Source organism: Bradyrhizobium sp. (genome assembly GCF_004799445.1).
Taxonomy (GTDB): domain Bacteria; phylum Pseudomonadota; class Alphaproteobacteria; order Rhizobiales; family Xanthobacteraceae; genus Bradyrhizobium.
The window spans coordinates 1-17,478 of record NZ_SSNA01000002.1 but is presented as its reverse complement, the minus strand read 5'-3'; the positions used below and the strand labels follow the sequence as shown (position 1 = coordinate 17,478).

The 17,478-nt window shown below is 60.9% G+C and carries 16 protein-coding genes and 1 tRNA gene; 8 read left to right on the top strand and 9 right to left on the bottom strand.

All coding sequences use genetic code 11. From position 1 onward, the window contains the following. Window positions 1-474: 474 nt before the first annotated feature. Genes E8A46_RS00155 through E8A46_RS00145 form a run of 3 tightly spaced genes read right to left on the bottom strand, consistent with a single transcriptional unit; the run spans window position 475 to window position 1,875 of the window. Window positions 475-834 carry a hypothetical protein gene (locus tag E8A46_RS00155; RefSeq protein WP_291555942.1) on the bottom strand — a complete coding sequence of 120 codons (360 nt, stop codon included), beginning with the start codon at window positions 832-834 and terminating at the stop codon, window positions 475-477. After that, a complete protein-coding gene (locus E8A46_RS00150) occupies window positions 791-1,636 on the bottom strand; it encodes a hypothetical protein (protein ID WP_291555940.1) in 846 nt (281 codons plus the stop codon). The genes E8A46_RS00155 and E8A46_RS00150 overlap by 44 nt, the downstream gene beginning before the upstream one ends. Further along, entirely contained in the window at window positions 1,633-1,875 is a 243-nt protein-coding gene (locus E8A46_RS00145; RefSeq protein ID WP_291555939.1) for a DNA-binding protein, read from the bottom strand. The genes E8A46_RS00150 and E8A46_RS00145 overlap by 4 nt, the downstream gene beginning before the upstream one ends. On the opposite strand from E8A46_RS00145, the gene E8A46_RS00140 reads away from it, so the two are divergent. Then, complete coding sequence (locus E8A46_RS00140) at window positions 1,874-2,149, top strand: hypothetical protein (RefSeq protein ID WP_291555937.1); 276 nt, start codon at window positions 1,874-1,876, stop codon at window positions 2,147-2,149. The genes E8A46_RS00145 and E8A46_RS00140 overlap by 2 nt on opposite strands. Before the next feature lie 708 nt (window positions 2,150-2,857). Here E8A46_RS00140 and E8A46_RS00135 read toward each other — a convergent pair. Beyond that, on the bottom strand, window positions 2,858-4,198 hold the full coding sequence (locus tag E8A46_RS00135) for a site-specific integrase (protein ID WP_291555936.1): 1,341 nt from the start codon (window positions 4,196-4,198) through the stop codon (window positions 2,858-2,860). 369 nt (window positions 4,199-4,567) lie between these two features. Between E8A46_RS00135 and E8A46_RS00130 the strand changes: the two genes are divergently transcribed. Continuing rightward, window positions 4,568-5,341 (top strand): FkbM family methyltransferase, encoded by a 774-nt coding sequence (locus E8A46_RS00130; protein WP_291555934.1) that lies wholly within the window; start codon window positions 4,568-4,570, stop codon window positions 5,339-5,341. Here the strand turns inward: E8A46_RS00130 and E8A46_RS00125 are convergent. Both E8A46_RS00125 and E8A46_RS00120 read right to left on the bottom strand, forming a co-directional pair. Then, window positions 5,315-6,190: a hypothetical protein gene (locus tag E8A46_RS00125; protein ID WP_291555932.1), complete on the bottom strand. Its 876-nt coding sequence runs from the start codon at window positions 6,188-6,190 to the stop codon at window positions 5,315-5,317. The two genes, E8A46_RS00130 and E8A46_RS00125, sit on opposite strands and share 27 nt — an antisense overlap. A gap of 4 nt (window positions 6,191-6,194) precedes the next feature. Next, window positions 6,195-7,565, bottom strand: coding sequence for an MBOAT family O-acyltransferase (locus tag E8A46_RS00120; RefSeq protein WP_291555930.1), 1,371 nt, complete (start codon window positions 7,563-7,565; stop codon window positions 6,195-6,197). Window positions 7,566-7,946: 381 nt separating this feature from the next. Here E8A46_RS00120 and E8A46_RS00115 point away from each other — a divergent pair. From E8A46_RS00115 to E8A46_RS00105, 3 genes are all read left to right on the top strand, one after another. Further along, window positions 7,947-8,020, top strand: a tRNA-Gly gene (locus E8A46_RS00115). A gap of 55 nt (window positions 8,021-8,075) precedes the next feature. Further along, on the top strand, window positions 8,076-8,408 hold the full coding sequence (locus E8A46_RS00110) for a hypothetical protein (RefSeq protein WP_291555928.1): 333 nt from the start codon (window positions 8,076-8,078) through the stop codon (window positions 8,406-8,408). A 97-nt stretch (window positions 8,409-8,505) separates the two neighbouring features. After that, window positions 8,506-9,393, top strand: a complete 888-nt coding sequence (locus E8A46_RS00105; RefSeq protein ID WP_291555926.1) for a 3-keto-5-aminohexanoate cleavage protein — start codon at window positions 8,506-8,508, stop codon at window positions 9,391-9,393. Between the two features lie 66 nt (window positions 9,394-9,459). Here E8A46_RS00105 and E8A46_RS00100 read toward each other — a convergent pair whose 3' ends face one another. Both E8A46_RS00100 and E8A46_RS00095 read right to left on the bottom strand, forming a co-directional pair. Continuing rightward, the gene (locus tag E8A46_RS00100) at window positions 9,460-11,568 is read right to left on the bottom strand and encodes an alkaline phosphatase family protein (protein WP_291555924.1); all 2,109 of its coding nucleotides are present in this window, start codon (window positions 11,566-11,568) and stop codon (window positions 9,460-9,462) included. A gap of 172 nt (window positions 11,569-11,740) precedes the next feature. Then, the gene (locus E8A46_RS00095) at window positions 11,741-12,412 is read right to left on the bottom strand and encodes a TetR/AcrR family transcriptional regulator (protein ID WP_291555922.1); all 672 of its coding nucleotides are present in this window, start codon (window positions 12,410-12,412) and stop codon (window positions 11,741-11,743) included. A gap of 218 nt (window positions 12,413-12,630) precedes the next feature. Between E8A46_RS00095 and E8A46_RS00090 the strand changes: the two genes are divergently transcribed. The 3 genes from E8A46_RS00090 (at window position 12,631) to modA (ending at window position 15,998) form a co-directional block, all read left to right on the top strand. After that, on the top strand, window positions 12,631-13,869 hold the full coding sequence (locus E8A46_RS00090) for an acyl-CoA dehydrogenase family protein (RefSeq protein ID WP_291555920.1): 1,239 nt from the start codon (window positions 12,631-12,633) through the stop codon (window positions 13,867-13,869). A 237-nt stretch (window positions 13,870-14,106) separates the two neighbouring features. Beyond that, entirely contained in the window at window positions 14,107-15,165 is a 1,059-nt protein-coding gene (locus E8A46_RS00085; protein ID WP_291555918.1) for a phosphotransferase family protein, read from the top strand. Window positions 15,166-15,263: 98 nt separating this feature from the next. Then, window positions 15,264-15,998 (top strand): molybdate ABC transporter substrate-binding protein, encoded by a 735-nt coding sequence (gene modA / locus E8A46_RS00080; RefSeq protein WP_291555915.1) that lies wholly within the window; start codon window positions 15,264-15,266, stop codon window positions 15,996-15,998. A gap of 116 nt (window positions 15,999-16,114) precedes the next feature. Here modA and E8A46_RS00075 read toward each other — a convergent pair whose 3' ends face one another. Then, window positions 16,115-16,999: an alpha/beta hydrolase gene (locus E8A46_RS00075; protein ID WP_291555914.1), complete on the bottom strand. Its 885-nt coding sequence runs from the start codon at window positions 16,997-16,999 to the stop codon at window positions 16,115-16,117. Between the last annotated feature and the right edge of the window lie 479 nt (window positions 17,000-17,478).

The following is a 17,478-nucleotide window of genomic DNA, read 5'->3' as shown; positions in this document are numbered from 1 at the left end:
TGCCGAGGACCCATCATCGATTCAAGTCTCCATCACAAAGGGCAAGTGAATCAGCGATCTCCTTCGGCTTCAACAGTCGAGTTTTTCAACAAAATCGGCGCAAAGCTGACGTGGCTCCGGATGTGATCGATGTCCGCTTCTGGGTGAAACGCAGACATTCATAACATCAGATTTGCGATTGGCCGGTATTGGCGCAAAGCGGCCGTTCATGCGGAGATGGAGCATCTGAGTCTCGCGACCGAAAAGAGAAGGCTATCCAGCCTTGCAGCAAGGCCGCTGGGGTACCGAAGCGAGAGCGGTCTAGTCGGTGTGGAATCTATACGGGAATTAGAACCTTCTATGAGGTGAAAAAAAGTTTCTGGAAATACGCGAAAATGCCCGTTGCCCTGAATGCCGGTCGCCAAGTGCTTCCGCTTGAGGAATTAATCCCCCTATGGGGACCGAGAACGCGTCAATAGGGGCCGCCTATGCCGCTTATATTTTTGAGCCCATTTTTTTAAGAAAACTTGCTAGCTCGACTAAACCGTCGCGCACACGGGCCTGCGCCTCGGGGTCCAAGACGGGCAGTTGTTCTTTTACGCTGTCCGCACGCCGTGCCTTCTCCGCCGACTGTCGCCGAAGCGGCTTCATTTGCTCGTCGCAAGCATCGGAAACCTCCTTGATCGTTGGGATGAAGCTTAAGGTACGTGCCAGCCCTGTACGCGGATCGGTTACGAATTCGATAACACCAACTGGATACTCGCCGAGCACTGCGGCGAGGCTAGCAACAAATATTTCAGGATCATTGGCCTCACCCCTTCGGAATGAGCCGAACAGGACTTTCGCTCTCTTCAAGGCGTAAACCGCGGGGGCGTTCGCCAAAGGTGAGCCCTGATTGAATGAAGCGTTCTGCAACTTGTCCGAGGGATTCTCGCTGTGTTCCATTGTGTTTCGCCTTGACGATTTGTTGAAATGAGACTTCGACTTTCGGCAGCGGAGCATTCTGTTTTGCGACCACGGAGGCGATCGCCTTTTCGAAATATTGTACTGTTGATGGCGGCCCATCGTGCTTACGCGTCATCACGGCTTTGGAAACCATGACAATGATTTCGGGGTGCCACCCGTTCGATAGCCATGTTTGGATTCGCATCGCCGCGCCGCACCAACCTGGAGGCCAGGCCCTCGGATCGTGTCCGGCAATCATTAAAAGTTGTTCGGCAAGGTCCTGAGCAGTTTGACCCAGGAGTGGGCCTCGCGTCCTCGCATCCTCATCATCATTACTCTGATCTGTTTCTGAGTCTGACTCTGGGGCAGTTTCCGAAACGTTAGGTGAAACGTTTCGCCTTGTTTCCCTGAAACGCTTGACTCGTTCGGTTGAGACATCGGATTTGTATTGCCGGCCATTCCAATTGTGAGGTGAAAACTTCCCACCATCGTTGTCGATCAATCCGGCAGCGACAAGCTTTGTGATATATTCAGCAGCCTTAGGCCGCTTGATACGAAGACTTACCGCCACAACGTCCGTAGAAGGCAACGTGCCGTTGTTTTTTGACGCAATGCAAAGCATTGCTATCCAAATCCACCGAAGGCCCTCTGGCAACATTAGGATCTTGGGGTCATTGATTACATCGTCGTAAAGGCGAAACCATCGGCTCATCGGATGCTCGGTGACGGATTTGAAGAGGTGCCGCTCCCCTGTTTTAACGCCTGGGCTCGCTCCCACTCGACAAGATCCGCCTCACGAAAATATCGGCGTCCGCGAATATAGATCGGTCTCGGAAAGCCGAGGTCTTCGTCTTTCAGCCAACGGTCGAGCGTCCTTTCACTTTTTTTGTATCGCTGTCTGGAAACTTGCGGCGCCGGAATGTAATTGTCGCTCGACGGAATGTCGTTCATGTTTTCCTCCTCTGGCTCATTACTGAAAATTGGTATTTTTGCGGGGCTGGTTAAGGCAGCCGGCCATGGCTCGATGAGCGGCCAAAGCGGCAAGTCGATCTTCGACCCCGCACACGATCACTGGTGCCGATCAGCCGGTGATATGGAGGACGTTGCTTCTGCCCGCGGCCACAATTGGGCGATATCGCCGTCGCTGCGACCAACTCAAGGGCTGATGTCAATGGGACGTGACGACCCGCGCGGATCGCATGCTCGTTTAGACCGTCCGAGCTGATCGACAAGATCGGTCAGCGAATGAGCGGAAATAAATCAAGGACCGGATTTTCGCCGACGCCGTGACTGTCGCGCATTGGCCAACAGGCGGCTGCAATTGAGCGGACTCATCGCGCGCGCCAACGGCTCTATATTGGTAGCAATACCAGCGCACCAACACGAACGTAATCGGTTACGTTGGTAAGACATTGCAGCCAAGGACCCAGCTGCTCGCGCCGAGAGGCTTGAAAATGGCGGTCACGATGCAGAGCCCCGCGGGGCGTTCCACTGCCTGGTAGTATGGTCACTCGGCTGGGCAATATAACCATCGGCAGCGACCGCGGCAGCGATCGGATGGTGGAGGCGGGGGCCGCACTCGAGTGAGCTCCATCAGGTCAGGGAAACGCATCGGCTCCCAATACCTGTAGGTAACACGACAAAGCCCGCCGCATTTCTGCAGGCGGGCTTTCGTAAGCAGCAGCACACCCCGTGACGCAAGGGGTGGCGACGTGGTGACGCAAAGGGTGGCGACGCGGTGACTTGAAGGTTGACGACCGAGGTTACTCGTTTACTCGATCTTATCGAACTGACGGACGGCGGGACTAGTATTTATCGAGGCATTCATAAGGGCCGACTCGCTTGTTCTCGTCAAGCTCCCTAATCAAGGGGCTCTCCTCGTAACCGTTTGGAGGTTTAGTCATGATGCCGATATGACCTAGCAAGAGGGCTTTCATTGATGTGCACCGGTTCGCCGATCTTGAATGGAAACTACTTGTTGATCTTCGCGCCGCCAGGTGTCCGCGACGACGGACTGCACGAAGGCTGCCCAGACTTCGAGTGCCTTTCGCTTTTCGTCCGAATAGCTGTGACGCTGGTAAACGCCGACGATTCCGCGGAACGAACCGCTGCTATGGTTCAGGATCTTTTCGATCACCTGAAGCTGAATTCCGAGCCGAGCCATTCCGCTCGCCATGGTGCGGCGGAGATCGTGAAAGGTCCAATGATCCAGCGCTGTGGCCCCGGTTGGCAGGCCGGCCGCAATAGTCGCGTCCAAGCTGTTTTTGGCGCGTGAGAAGCCCGAAACTGCTGCATCGCGGCGCGTCGTGAAGACATGGCCTTCGGTGGTTTTGATGTGAGGCAGGGTGCTGATTATGGCTATAGCGGCCTCTGGCAATGGCACTTCGTGACGGATGCCGTTCTTCACGCGCTCAGCCGGTAGCGTCCACAACTTCTGAGTTTTGTTGATCTCATCCCATCTCATGCCGCCGACTTCAGAAACTCGTTGACCGGTAAGCACCAGTAATTTGACGAGAGGTCCGAAGGGCCACCCCTCGGCCTCAGCAGCCTTCCAGACTAGCCGCAGCTCGTCGTCGCTCAATACGCGATCCCGGCTGCGTTCGGGAGCAGGCGGGCTGACCAACGTGCACGGTGAAACCTGGAGGACGTCCCTTGAAAGGCACCAATTGAAGAGTTTTCGCACTGCGGAAAGAACACGATTGGCCATAATTGGTGACCCGCGATCGTTGACGCTGTCCAGGAGGGCTATGACATCTCGCTTGGTGATGTCTTGGATTCGCCGGCCTCTCCAGGCGGACATGACATCGCCGCCGATGTCGGCCAGGAGGGAAGGGTCGTCCGGCGGGGGGCGAAGACCAAGAATCCGGGCCGTCTCACGTGAGGTCGATGGGCGATTAGACTTCATGGCGTGCCGCTCGATAAATTCGCGCGCCACATTTTCGTAAAGATCACGTTGGCCTCGAATCGCTTCAGCCTCGGCCTTCTTGGCGTCACTTTTGGCGGCCTGTTTCTCGGTGGCCGGGTCTCTGCCCTCAGCGGCTGCCCGCAGAGCCTTCCCGCCGAGGTCACGTGCTACTTCGAGGCTGAGAGCGGGAAACGCACCGAGCGTCAGCTTACGCGGTTGGCCGGCATGCCGGTATCGAACGGCGAACGATTTCGCGCCGGATGGCTGCACCACCAGGTAAAGCCCGACGAGCAATCCATCTGGAATTTCTGTCCTAATTGGTCCAGAAGGTGCACTCTCGATTCGCTTCGCGGTGAGTGCTTTTGTCAAAATCAGTCTGTCTTAGGGTAACACCGGGGTAACGCTTACCCCCTGTCTGAGAGTGTCGCCCCCTGTCTGAGACATTGTCGGACAAATGGGAGGAATACAAGTAAAATGAAGGACTTATGCACAGGTGCTGTCCTGCTTTGTCCGGGCTTGACCGGCCTCCCGCAGCGACTGTAAATCAGCCGTCTTATGACTTCGAAGGTTCGAGTCCTTCTTCCCCCACCAGCCTTCGCTTGCTGCGCAAGCTACGGCGCGGCAAGCCCCAGTGTGGCGATGGCTGCCTCGCTGAAGCCCGAAGGGCGAAAGCGGGCTGCTAGGCGGAAGCTACGGCTCGGCAAATTATCCCGCCCCACGCGTGCCGAAAGCTGACCGGTGTCCTTTTCCCAAGCCTGGCTGACACGCGAAAGCCTGCGGTTTCGCCTTCGCGCGCTGAAGGCGCGATTCCGCGATCAGACGGCGGAGTTTGCGATCATCCGTCGGCATCTGCGGCCCGGCGATATCGCCTGCGACATCGGCGCCAACAAGGGCAGTTTTATTCCCTGGCTGTCGCGCTGGTGCGCCAGCGGCCGGGTGGTCGCCTTCGAACCCCAGCCGGAATTCGCCCGGCGCCTGGCTGAGGTGTGTCGCGCGACGGGGCTCGACAATGTCACCGTCGAAGCCAAGGCGGTCTATTCGCATTCCGGCCAGCAGGAATTGTTCGTTCCCGCGGGCCATTCGCCCGGCGCATCGCTCACGCACAAAGCGGCGGAGGCGAGAAGCTTCACGACGCTGTCGGTGCCGGTGGTCGCCCTCGACGACTATTTCGATGCGGGCGAGCGAGTAGCGCTGTTGAAGATCGATGTCGAGGGCGCCGAACTTGGGGTGTTCAAGGGCGCGGAGCGGATCCTGCGACAGCACGCGCCGCTACTGGTTTTCGAATGCGAAAATCGCCATCTCGCGCCCGGCACTGTCAATGACGTGTTTTGCTATCTTGAGACGCTCGGTTACCAGGGCAGCTTCATCAGCGGCGATCAGGTTTTGCCGATCGTGGGCTTCGATGCCGCGGTCCATCAGCGCCAGGACGGCGAATGGTTCTGGAAGCGCAAGGATTACTGCAACAATTTCGTGTTTCGGCGCGCCTCAGGGACGCTCGCTGGCGCCGGCTAGGAAACCATCGATCTGCCGCGCGATGATGATGGCGGACCGTTCGTCGAGATGAAAGCCGTCCGCCCAGCGCAGATCCGGCTTTGTGCCATCCAGATGAATCCATCGGCGATCGTCTGAAAACTTGGCATGCGCTGCCGCGGCCGTTGCCGTGGTGGTCACGGAATTCTGCAGCGCGGCGGAGAGCGGCAGGCTGTAGAAATAGACCCGGCTGCCGCGCGCCTCGGCCTGTTCGACGAGCCGCCGCAGCGTCGCCATATTATTCGCCAGGATCGCCTCCGATGGGGCGGTACTGGACTCGCGCAAGGCCCGCTCGACGTAGATGCGGTTGTCGAAATCGCTCGGCGGCCCCTGGAGCAAAGCGGCCGCGATGGCTCTTGCACGGGCGCGCTCCGGCGGCGCGTGATGCCAGCGCTCGTAAAAGGCGATCGCCGACCGGATCGGGCGTGGCCAAGCGGGTGCGCTGCCTGGGCTGAACTTCTGCACCAGCGCGGGATCAACGCCGCGACCCAGGATATTCATCTCGATCAGGATCGTGCCGGGCAGGCGGTCGCGCGCGAGCGCCACTTCGAGGGCGGTGATGGGCGATCCGCCGGCGAGGCCCAAAACCTTCAGACCAGGCGTATCGAAATACTCTTCGTTCAGGCGCGCCGTGAGCGAACTGCCGACCAGAAGCACGTCCGGTACTGGTTCGCCCACATAGCGGTCCAGGATCGTCACTGCGCCGTCACGGCTTGTCGGCAGCGGCGGCGCCTTCGGTCCCGCCAATGCAATCACTGCATAGGCGAGCAGGGAAAGTGCCGCCGCGCTGCCGCATTTGAGGAACCAGCTTTGCGGGGTGACCGGGGTCATGCTGTCAGAACTGAAAATAGATGAAGGAGGTGCTGGGGCCGGCTTCCACGCACATCAGCGCCGCCATCAGGCCATAGAGATAAGGCTCCGCCCTGCGCCGCGCGGCCTCGAGCAGCGAAGCGGGGGCGAGGTGCTGGATGATCACAGGCAATGAGTAAAGCAGCGCCAGACTGTTGAACAGCTTGGCCTGGCCGGGAATCAGGCTGGCGGTGAACATTCCCGACACATAGGCGAGCGCATGCTCGAAGTTCGGAAGCTTGAAGAAAATCCACAGCATGGATACGCAAAAGAACACCAAGCCGATGCGGAGCGGCCGGACCACGGCCTGCCACCGCGAATTGGCATCGGTCTTCCCGGATAGCGCGCGCTCGAGCACCAAGAGCACCCCGTGCATGGCGCCCCAGGCGAGGTAGCCGAGGGCGGCGCCGTGCCAGAGGCCGCCGAGCCCCATCACGATCATGATGTTCAGATAGGTTCGCCACGTTCCATAACGGTTGCCGCCGAGCGGGATGTAGAGATAGGTCCGCAGCCACGTCGACAGCGAAATGTGCCAGCGCGTCCAGAACTCCGAGAAGGATGCGGAAATGTAGGGCAGGTTGAAATTGATCGGCAGCCGGTAGCCGAACAACAGGCCAAGCCCGATCGCGATCGCGGTGTAGCCAAAGAAGTCCGCATAGATCTGATAGCTGTAGAGGAAGACCAGCAGCCACTTGTCTTCCAGCCGGACCGTCTCATACAGCGGAAAGTCCATATAGGCCGTCATCTCGTTGAGATTGTTGGCGACATACAGCTTGAAGAAATAGCCGGTCAGGATCCACTTCGCGGCGTCGACGAAGGGGACTTGGGCGAGACGCTTTTCCCGGATCTGCAGCAGGAACATCTGCGCCCGCGTGATCGGCCCGGAAACCAGTTGCGGAAAAAAGATGATGTAGAGAAAGGCTTCGGTCAGGTCGGGACGGCGGATCTGATGGTCCTTGGTCAGGTCGACCAGCAGGCTGATATTGTGGAAGACAAAGAACGAGATCCCGATCGGCAGCGGCAGCCGCAACAGAAAATCGGCCGCCGAAAATCCGGTGGAAATCGCGGCCGGATCGAATAACAGGAATTTGTATTTGAAGAACGCCAGCAGGCCGAGGTTGAAGGCAATTCCGACCGGAAGCCAGATCGCCCGGGCCCGCAAGGCCAGGATCAGAAACAGGTAGGTGCCGAGCACCGCGACCGCGAGCATCGGCAGCAATTCCACCTGTCCGTACCCGTAGAAGAACAGGCTCGACAGCACCAGCAGGTGGACCTGAAAGGCCCTGACCTGCGGCAAATAATAGATAGCAAAGACAACCGCAACAAACAGCCCGAATTGCCACGAAGTAAAGGTCATGCCGCACCGCTTCCCAAGCGGCGGACGCTAGCATCGCCGCCAATCCGCGCCCACCCCCTCCTGTGGCGCGCGCTCGGCCAGCCCCGGAACGACGATGGAGCGGCAAAAAAAGGCGCGGCGGGATGGCTCCCGTCGCGCCCCAACTTTTGAATCTCGCTGGTCCAGGCGCTGAGAGCGCCCTGTGCCAAGCTTTAAAAGCTTAGCGGGCGATCCCAGCGAGGTGACAGCGCTTGGTAAAAGACACTGGATCACCTCCTTTCGTTGTTGATGGATAGCTCAGTATAGGCAGGGAATCGCCGCCTGTTAAGGGCCCGTCGGCGCGAAGGGCGTGTTTGGGGTGGTTGAGACCGCTGTCCGGGCGTGTTAGGTGATCGGTCGCGCGCGGGTGTAGCTCAATGGTAGAGCAGCAGCCTTCCAAGCTGAATACGAGGGTTCGATTCCCTTCACCCGCTCCATCGTCCTAGCAAAGTTCGTCCCGCCACATTCGCGACCAATCCTCAGGAATCAAACATGGCCGAAGCCGACCTCGATGGTGTCATTCGGTCGATCGCGAAAAAGCAGCAAAAGATCCTGATGGACGCCGCCAAGAAGCGGCACGGCCGGCTGATGGGGCTGGCGGCCAAGGCCAAGACCAAAGAGATCAAGGCCCGTTACAAGCAAACCGCCAGGACCACGCTGCTCTTGGCAGGCGCCGCGGCAAGGCGGCTGCAGGTCACGGCCGAGAATGCCGCCGACAGCTACGCGCGCGCCATGAAGAAAGCGGCGGAAGAGAACAAGGCCGCGGAAGAAAAGCCGGCCAAGAAGGCCGCCGCGCCGAAGCCCGTCAAGAAGCCAAAGAACTGACGACGGTCGAGGCGGAGAGGGCACTCGCCTCAGCGTCCTGCTTGCGCTATTCCACGGTTTTCGGGTCATTCAAGCCGGCGGCGGAAGGCATCGTTAGATGGCACACCAACCTCATCAGAAGGTCATCATCACCTGCGCGATCACGGGAAACCTGACGCGCCCGGAGCAGTCGCCGCATCTGCCGATCACGCCGCAGCAGATCGCCGACAGCGCGCTGGAGGCGGCCGAGGCGGGTGCCGCGATCGCCCACATCCATGTGCGCGATCCCGAAACCGGCCGTCCCTCGATGTCGATCGATCTGTATCGCGACGTGATGGACCGGATTCGCGGCAAAAATCCAAAGCTGATCATCAACCTCACCACCGGCCCGGGCGGGCGGTTCGTGCCGTCGGAGGAAGATCCCAAGGTGGCCGGTCCCGGCACCACCCTGATCGCGCCGGAAAAGCGGGTCGAGCATGTCGAGATCCTGCGCCCGGAGATATGCACGCTCGATCTCAACACCATGAACTCGGGCGGGCAGGTCGTGATCAACACCCCCACCAATGTTCGCAAGATGGCGGCGCGGATTCGCGCGGCCGGCGTGATGCCGGAACTGGAACTGTTCGACTCCGGCGACTGTCATCTGGCGCGCGACCTGATCGCCGAAGGCGTGTTGCAGGGGCCGGGACTGTTCTCGCTGGTGCTCGGCGTCAAATACGGTTTTGACGCTTCTTCCGAAACCATGCTCTACGGCCGCAGCCTGCTGCCTTCAGGCGCGATCTGGTCCGGCTTCGGCATCGGCCGCGCTGAATTTCCGATGGTGGCGCAGGCTTATTTGTTTGGCGGCCATGTGCGGGTGGGGATGGAGGACAACCTCTATATTTCCAAGGGCGTGCTGGCCAAAACCAACGGCGAACTCGTGACCCACGCCGCCGACATCCTGAAAAGCCTCGGTGCTTCCATTGCATCGGCTGCCGAAGCGCGGGCGATGCTGGGATTTTCCTGAAACGCCTGCCGGGCGGCGCGTGTTGCGCCGCCCGACCGGTCTTTCCCATGCGCGGGATGTCAGCGACTAGCCATCACGGTCGCGGTGGTCGCGATCCCCGCGGTCGTCACGATCCCCGCGGTCGTCGCGATCGCCGAAGTGGAACATCTCCATGAGGTCGCCGATCGCCGGCATGTTGCGCGGCACGTAGCGATTGTCGTCGCGATCGCCGTCGTCGTCGGTAACGGGATTCGGCAGATTGTCGCGGCTGCGCGCGCTCAGCGGCTTCAGCCTCCAATTGCGCTCGATGAATTTGGTGATCGAGACATGGTCGTAATAGGTGTGGACCACGTTGCCGCCGCGCGAGAACGGCGAGATCACCAGCAGCGGCACGCGCGGGCCGTCGCCGAAGAAGTCGACCGGCTGGATGAAGCCCGAATCGTAGAAGCCGCCGCTTTCGTCCCAGGTCACGATGATGGCGGTCTCGGCAAACAACTCGGGCTTGGCGCGGACCCTGTCGACGATATTGTCGAGCAGCGCCTCGAACAAATCGAGCTTGGACGATTGCGGGTGCCCATCGACCAGGCCGCTCGGCTTGACGAACGAAACCGAAGGCAGCGTATCGTTGGCGACGTCGGCGTAGAAGTCGGTGATGTCCTTGGTGTGCTGCTTGATCAGCGCCGGATTGCCGTAGATCGAGGCCGCGTACTGCATCGGATTGCAGATCGGGCAGAACGCGTTCGGCTGGCCCGCCACCGCCTCGTTGAAGCCACCGCCGTAATAGACCCAGGGCACGTTCTTGGCGATCAGCGCGTCGCCGATGGTCGGCACGTTCTGCGGCGGAATGAAGAAGAAGTCGCCCTGGTCCCTGGTCGTGGCGAAGGCGGCCGGATTGGCCGGACGGCCGTCGGGATGGTAGCCGGGGAAGAAGTTGTTGATCGCATAGAACGTGTTGGCGGCGCAGTTGGGCGCGGCGTGGTAGGGCAGCGTCGCCAGATAGTTCCTGATCGCGGGAACGCCGGGCTGGGTCACGTCGGCGCAATTGACGTATTCGCCGAGCGAGGCGGCGACGTCGTTCTTGTAGACGTTGTTGGATCCGGACACCGGATCCGGATTGGCCACCAGCGAAATCTGGACGGCAGGCGGCAGCCCGAGCAGCGCGCCCGGGACTGGCGGCGGCGGCACCGGATTGAAACTGTTGGCGTTGAAGACGCCATTCTGTGCGAAGCTGGCGTTGAAGAAGTAGACGTCGCCGGTGCCGAGCATGATGTGATTGGCGCCGGTGCCGCCCATCACGGCCTGATGGTAATTGTCGGCAATCGCGTATTCCAGCGCGAGCTTCCTGAGAACGGGCGCGTCGCCCTGGTTCATGTTGAAGAAGGCCATCGACGTGCCCATGCCCTCTTCCGTCAACCCGGCGAAGGTGGTGATCACGTAGGGCAGAAGATCGGCAAGACAGCCGGTCGGATTATCCCGCGTTGCGTGCGGGACGCTGCAATCCGATTGCTGCCACATCTGGAAGAAGCGATGGATCGTGTCTTCGGTGTAGGCGTCGTAGGCTAATCCGTTGCCGTGCGCGTCCTTTGCCGTCTGCTGGTACGGACCGTTCGGCAGGTTATTGACATTGAGAATGCGGGTGTCGGGATTGCGCACGCCGTTGGTCTCCGGCTTGAACGGCAACCCGCTGGCTCCGGTGGTCAGCAACACCGCATCTTCGGGCTCTAAGCTTGGCTCGGCCGCCTGGGCCGCGGCGGCGGTGGCAAACGGCGGCGGATTGGTATCGCTGCCTTGCTGCGGCACGCCATTGAGGTCCGGCGGCGGCAGCGTGACGTAAGGCGTCTTGCTGACATCAGGCGCGGAGATGAAATATTGCGGCTGCGGCGACACCGTGAATTGCGCCGCCTTGTGGAAATTGGGGCCGGGGCTGCCGTCCGCGTTGACGATGCCCTTCGACAACAGATTGGCAATGTGCTGACCATCGCGTGGGCGGAAGGTGCCGAACACATGATCGAAGCTGCCATTTTCGGCGAGGACGACGATGACGTGTTTGATCGGCGTCGCCGTGGATACCCGATCGGCGGCCTTGTCCGGATCGACGGCTCCGGCGTTCGCCGTGAACGCACCCAGCGCGGCCGCCGCCACGCCAACCCGCAAGCCGAGTTTTCTGCCGCCCGGCTTGTACCTGTCTCCACGCATTTCGGTTCTCCCCAATGTGAAATCGATCGGCGGGGAACCTAGGGAACTGACATGACGGGTTTATTGCAGTTCGAAGTTTCAGCAGAATGACCACGAACATGAAAACACATTTTTTTCGCGGCGCGCCCGGAATAAATCGACTGACGGTATATCCGGCCTGTCGGAGCCAGGGCTACCGAGCATCCCGTGCCAGCAATTTGGCATGTATCCGTTTTTCCGCCTCGCGCCCGGTCAGCGCCATCACCGACACCGCGACGATGCGCTCGATCACCCCGGCGACGTCATTGAGATCGCACAACCCCTCCGACAGTTTTGTCAGCCGCTCGCTGTCGCGGATGGTCTGGTGCGCCATCGCGAGCGCGAAATGCAGACCCCAATAGAGATCGACTTCGCTGCGGTCCGGCAGCGACCGCCGCATCGCGCCGGCGAACTTGCGCAAGTGATCGATTTCGCGATTCTTGATGCGGCGGATCGGCGGCACCGATTCGATCGAGGCGCGGATCATGAAGCGCGCCGCGGTCGAGCGCTCGTTCTCAGGGCCGAGACAGCCGCGCAGCGTCGGCCCGACCAGCGCGCGCAGGATGGCATCGATGGGAGCACGGCCGCCGCCCGCGGCTTCCGCCGATTTCAGCTCGTTCAACCGCTCGCGGTTGGTGGCCAGGCTGCGGGTGACGAACAGTTCGGCGATCAGCTCGTCCTTGGAGCCGAAATGATAATTCACCGCGGCGAGATTGACGTTCGCCGCGGCGACGATATCGCGCAGCGTGACATCGGCAAAGCCGCGATCGGCATAGAGCCGCTCGGCGGCATCGAGGATGGCGGCGCGGGTCCGGTCTGACGCCATTTCATGTCCCGGTGAGGGAAGTATTGCAATTCAAACAGTTGTATGAAACTATGGTTTGAAGGCCGGAATGTCAATGCGCATGACGCATCGCCGCTCCGGTGCGCGCCCCGCCGGCAAATCCCGTGATACCGGCTGCGCGATAAACGGTCTTGCAGTGAACCCGCGGCGGGGAGACAGTGCCGCCAACAATTTTCTCCAATAAATGTGAGGAACGCCCGATGGACTTCAACATGTCTGACCGCCAGCGCGAATGGCTCAATCGTGTGCAGTCGTTCATGCACAAGCATGTCCGCCCCGCCGTGCCGGTCTACCGCCAGCAGGACGAGGAAGGTAAGCGCTGGAAGGTGATCCCGATCGTCGAGGAGTTGAAGAAGAAGGCGCGCGCCGAAGGGCTGTGGAACATGTTCATGCCGCCGTCTTCGCATGAGGACGACGAATTCCGCGGCGCGGGATTGACCAATCTGGAATATGCGCCGCTGGCCGAGGAAATGGGCCACATCGGCTGGGCCTCGGAAGTGTTCAACTGCTCGGCACCGGACACCGGCAACATGGAAGTGCTGATGCGCTACGGCTCCAAGGAGCACAAGCGGCAGTGGCTGCGGCCGCTGATGGACGGCGAAATCCGTTCCGCCTTCCTGATGACCGAGCCCGCGGTGGCATCCTCCGACGCCACCAACATCGAAACCCGCATCGAGCGCGACGGCGATCATTACGTCATCAACGGCCGCAAATGGTGGTCGTCGGGCGTCGGCGATCCCCGCTGCAAGCTTGCCATCGTGATGGGCAAGACCGATCCGAAGGCGCCGCGCCATCAGCAGCAGTCGCAGATCCTGATGCCGCTCGATACCAAAGGCATCACGGTCGAGAAACTGCTGCCGGTGTTCGGCTTCGACGACGCGCCGCACGGCCACGCCCAGGTCTTGATGGAGAACGTCCGGGTTCCCGCCAGCAACATCCTGCTCGGCGAGGGCAGGGGCTTTGAGATCGCGCAAGGCCGCCTCGGGCCCGGCCGCATCCATCACTGCATGCGCACCATCGGCAAGGCCGAGGAAGCGCTGGAGAAGATGGTCAAGCGGCTGTCCTCGCGCACCGCGTTCGGCAAGAAAATCATCGAATTCTCGATCTGGGAGCAGCGTATCGCCGAAGCCCGCACCGACATCGAGATGAACCGGCTATTGTGCCTGAAGGCCGCCGACATGATGGACAAGGTCGGCAACAAGACCGCGCAGCTCGAGATCGCCATGATCAAGGTGGCGGCGCCCAATATGGCGCTGAAGATCATCGACCACGCGATCCAGGCGTTCGGCGCCGCGGGGGTTTCCGACGATGCGGGTCTGGCGCGGGACTACGCCTCGATGCGCACGATGCGCCTCGCCGACGGGCCGGACGAGGTCCATAACCGCGCCATTGCCAGACTTGAACTTCGGAAGTATGCAAACGCTCCCACTTCGCATTAAGCTGTCTGCGTCACGACCGGTCTTTGTTCCCTCATCCTGAGGAGCTTGCACAGCAAGCGTCTCGAAGGGTGCGGGCCGAAATCGGGCCTCATGGTTCGAGACGGCGGCGCAGCCAAGTCTACGCAGGCTGCGTAAACTTGCCTGCGATGCGCCTCCTCACCATGAGGATTGATGACGCAGGGGGATGGGGGGAGTCCGCAGGAATGACCCTCCCGAGAATATTGAGGGAGCGTCACGTTGGCCGAGGGCGTTAGGAGCGACGAGGAATTTTCCGGCACCAAGCCGGTCGAGGAGCGGCATCGGATCGATGAGGCGCGTCTCGAGGGGTGGATGCGGGAGCACGTCGAGGGTTATCAGGGACCGCTGACCGTCCTGCAATTCAAGGGCGGGCAGTCGAATCCGACCTACCGGCTCGACACGCCCGACCGATCCTACGTGATGCGGCGCAAGCCGTTCGGAAAGCTGTTGCCGTCGGCGCACGCGGTGGATCGCGAATTCCGCGTCATCGCCGCGCTGGGCCGGCAAGGGTTCCCGGTCGCCAAGGCCTATGCGCTGTGCACCGACGATGCGGTGATCGGGGCTGCGTTCTACATCATGTCGATGGAAGAGGGCCGGGTGTTCTGGGACCCGACGCTGCCGAGCCAGACGCCGGAGGCGCGGCGTGCGATCTTCGAAAGCAAGATCGTGACGCTGGCGAAGCTGCACGGCTACGATCCGCAGGCGATCGGCCTTGGCGAGTTCGGCAAGCCCGGCAATTATTTCGCGCGCCAGGTCGATCGCTGGACCAGGCAATACCGCGCCTCGGAAACCCAACACATTCCCGAAGTCGAAAAGCTGATCGAGTGGCTGCCGCGCACCGTGCCGAGCCAAGAACGCGTCTCGATCGTGCACGGCGACTATCGCCTCGACAACATGATCTTCCATGCCACCGAGCCGCGGGTGATCGCGGTGCTGGACTGGGAACTCTCGACGCTTGGCGATCCCATGGCCGACTTCACCTATCTCTTGATGCAATGGACCATGCCCGGCCTCGCCAATGCCGACCTCAAGGCGTTGAACATTCCGAGCCTGGATGAGGCGGCGCAGATCTACTGCAACGTCACCGGCAGCACGGTGCCGGATCTCAACTGGTATTTTTCCTACAATCTGTTCCGCCTCGCCTGCATCACGCAAGGCATCGCCGGCCGCATCCGCGACGGCACCGCGGCCAGCGCCAAGGCGATGGAATCGGCTGCGCGCACCGTGCCGTTGTCGAAAGATTCCTGGGCCTACGCGCAGAAGGCCGGGGCGGCGTAATCCCGGACGCGATGTCGCGTCCGGAGGCGTTCTTCGTTCGATCGGCAAGACCCGAACCAGAAACGGCGGCGTAGGAGGAGACGATGAAAACTCAACGTGTGTTTGCTGCGATCGTCGGGTTGGCATGGCCGCTCCTCATGGGTCAGGCGCAAGCCGCGGAGATCAAGGTCCTGGCTTCAACGGCCGTGAAGACGACGCTTGAGGAACTCGGACCGCAATTCGAGAAAGCGACCGGGAACAAGGTTGATCTTGAGTTCGCGCCGGCCGCGGTTTTGAAAGCGAAAATTGACCAAGGTACGGCATTTGACGTTGCCATCCTCACGGCGCCGGTCACCGACGCCCTTGCCGGAGAAGGCAAGATCGATCCGACACGCACCACCATCTCGCATTCGGGGATCGGCGTTGCGATTCACAAGGGTGCCGCGAAGCCCGATATCAGCACAACGGAAGCCTTCAAACGGGCGCTGCTTAACGCCAAATCGGTTGGCTTTACAGCAGCGGGTGCGACCGGCGCCTATCTCAAATCCCTGTTCGAGAAACTTGGTATTGCCGACGAGCTAAAGCCCAAGCTCAAACCGTTGCAGGGTGCAGCTGGCGAAGCTGCCGCCAGCGGCGAGGTGGAGATTGGCATGACCCAGATCAGCGAGATCTTGCCTTATGCCAATGCCGAGCTTGTTGGGCCGCTGCCGCCAGATATTCAGTCCTACACTTACTTCTCTGCCGCCGTATCGACAGTCAGCAAGGAAGCCGATGCGGCCCGGGCATTCATCAAATTTCTCGCTGCACCGGCTGCGCTGACGGTGATCAAGGCAAAGGGCATGGAGCCGGGTTGATCGGCAAGATCGTGTTCGCCCGGTCCGCTACGGACGATCCGTCCTTACGGCCCCTCTCAAACGCCGTGCGCTTGATCCCGATTGCGAGCAAGTCGTGACGGGCGCCGTCGCAGCCGTCACATCCCGTAAATTCGCCGGGCGAATGCCGTGATCGCCTGGGCGACGGCATCGGGCTGTTCGGGAAACAGCGCGTGGCTCGCGTTGGAAATCACGGTGATGGTCACCCGATCTCCCAGCAGCGATTTGAGGACGCCGGAAAAGCGGCGAGGCGCCACGGGATCCTGCTCGGCCTGAAGGTCGAGGATCGGCGCGGTGCCGGCCGCAAAGTAATCATCGACCGGGGTATGCTCGCGCGCGTGCGATTCCATGTCGTGCACCGCGGAATTCCATCCGCCCAGCCAGACCTTCGGATCGTTGCCGGCTGCAAAGAAGGCGATCCGCAGATATTCCAGGCGTTTTGCTTCAGGAAGCGACATATCGGAGGGACCGTCGATCGCCTGGCGCATTTCGGGGCCGATCGGCTTTTCCGTCGAGCCCGGAGGGACCTTGCCGGCAGAGGCCGCCGCGAGCACCACGCCGCGCACCAGATCGGGCCGGTCGGCGGCGAGCTGCCGGGCGACAAAATTACCGAAGGCGTGCCCGACCACAACGACAGAACCGGTGTTTTCGCTTTCGACGACGCTTGCGACGTCAGCCGCCAGATCGTGCATGTTGAGGCCGTCCATCGGTCCCTTGCTGCGTCCAATCCCCCGCGGTTGAGGCCGAACCACCCTGAATCCCCGGGAGGCCAGCATGGCGGCAACGGCCTCGTAGTCCTCGCCGGACCGGCCCAGCGAGGGCAGCAGCACGATCACCGGACCGGCGCCCTGCGACAGCACCTCGATATCGACATTGCCGCGCGAGACGACGCGCCGCTCGACTGCCGTTGCATCATGGGCGTGAGCCGCGAACGCGCTGCAGGCGAAGATCATGACACATAAAGAAAGAAGTTCGTGCTTCATCGTGATCACCCTCGTCTAGGACCTCAACGCTGATGATCTTGTATTACGATCGCCGGCATGCCTTCGTCAAAGGCAGATCCAGACAGGACGCGGTGATTTGCCCGACGGGCCAACGCTGTGAGGGGCGCTCTCTTCGCTGTCCAGCCTTTGAGTGAAAAATATTTCGCTTCGCGGTTTGCTAGAAACAGTTTTATTGATTCGCACATCCCGTCTCGCAAGAGGGGCGTTGGCCATCGTCACGAACGTTGGGGCGGGATGCGATGGACGCTTTGGCGACGCAAGACGAGCGCGCTTGAGGCGGACGGCGAAGTCGTGTGGTCCTGACACCCCGACGCTGGTGTCAAGCCCCTGAGAAGCAAGCTTCTCAGGGGCGACAGTGGCAAGAAAGCCCGGTCACTGGGGAGAGCACGAAGGAAACCGTTAAAACCATTGCGCGGGGAATGCCGGACGTTTCCGGCGTGACCGTGGTGACTAACGCG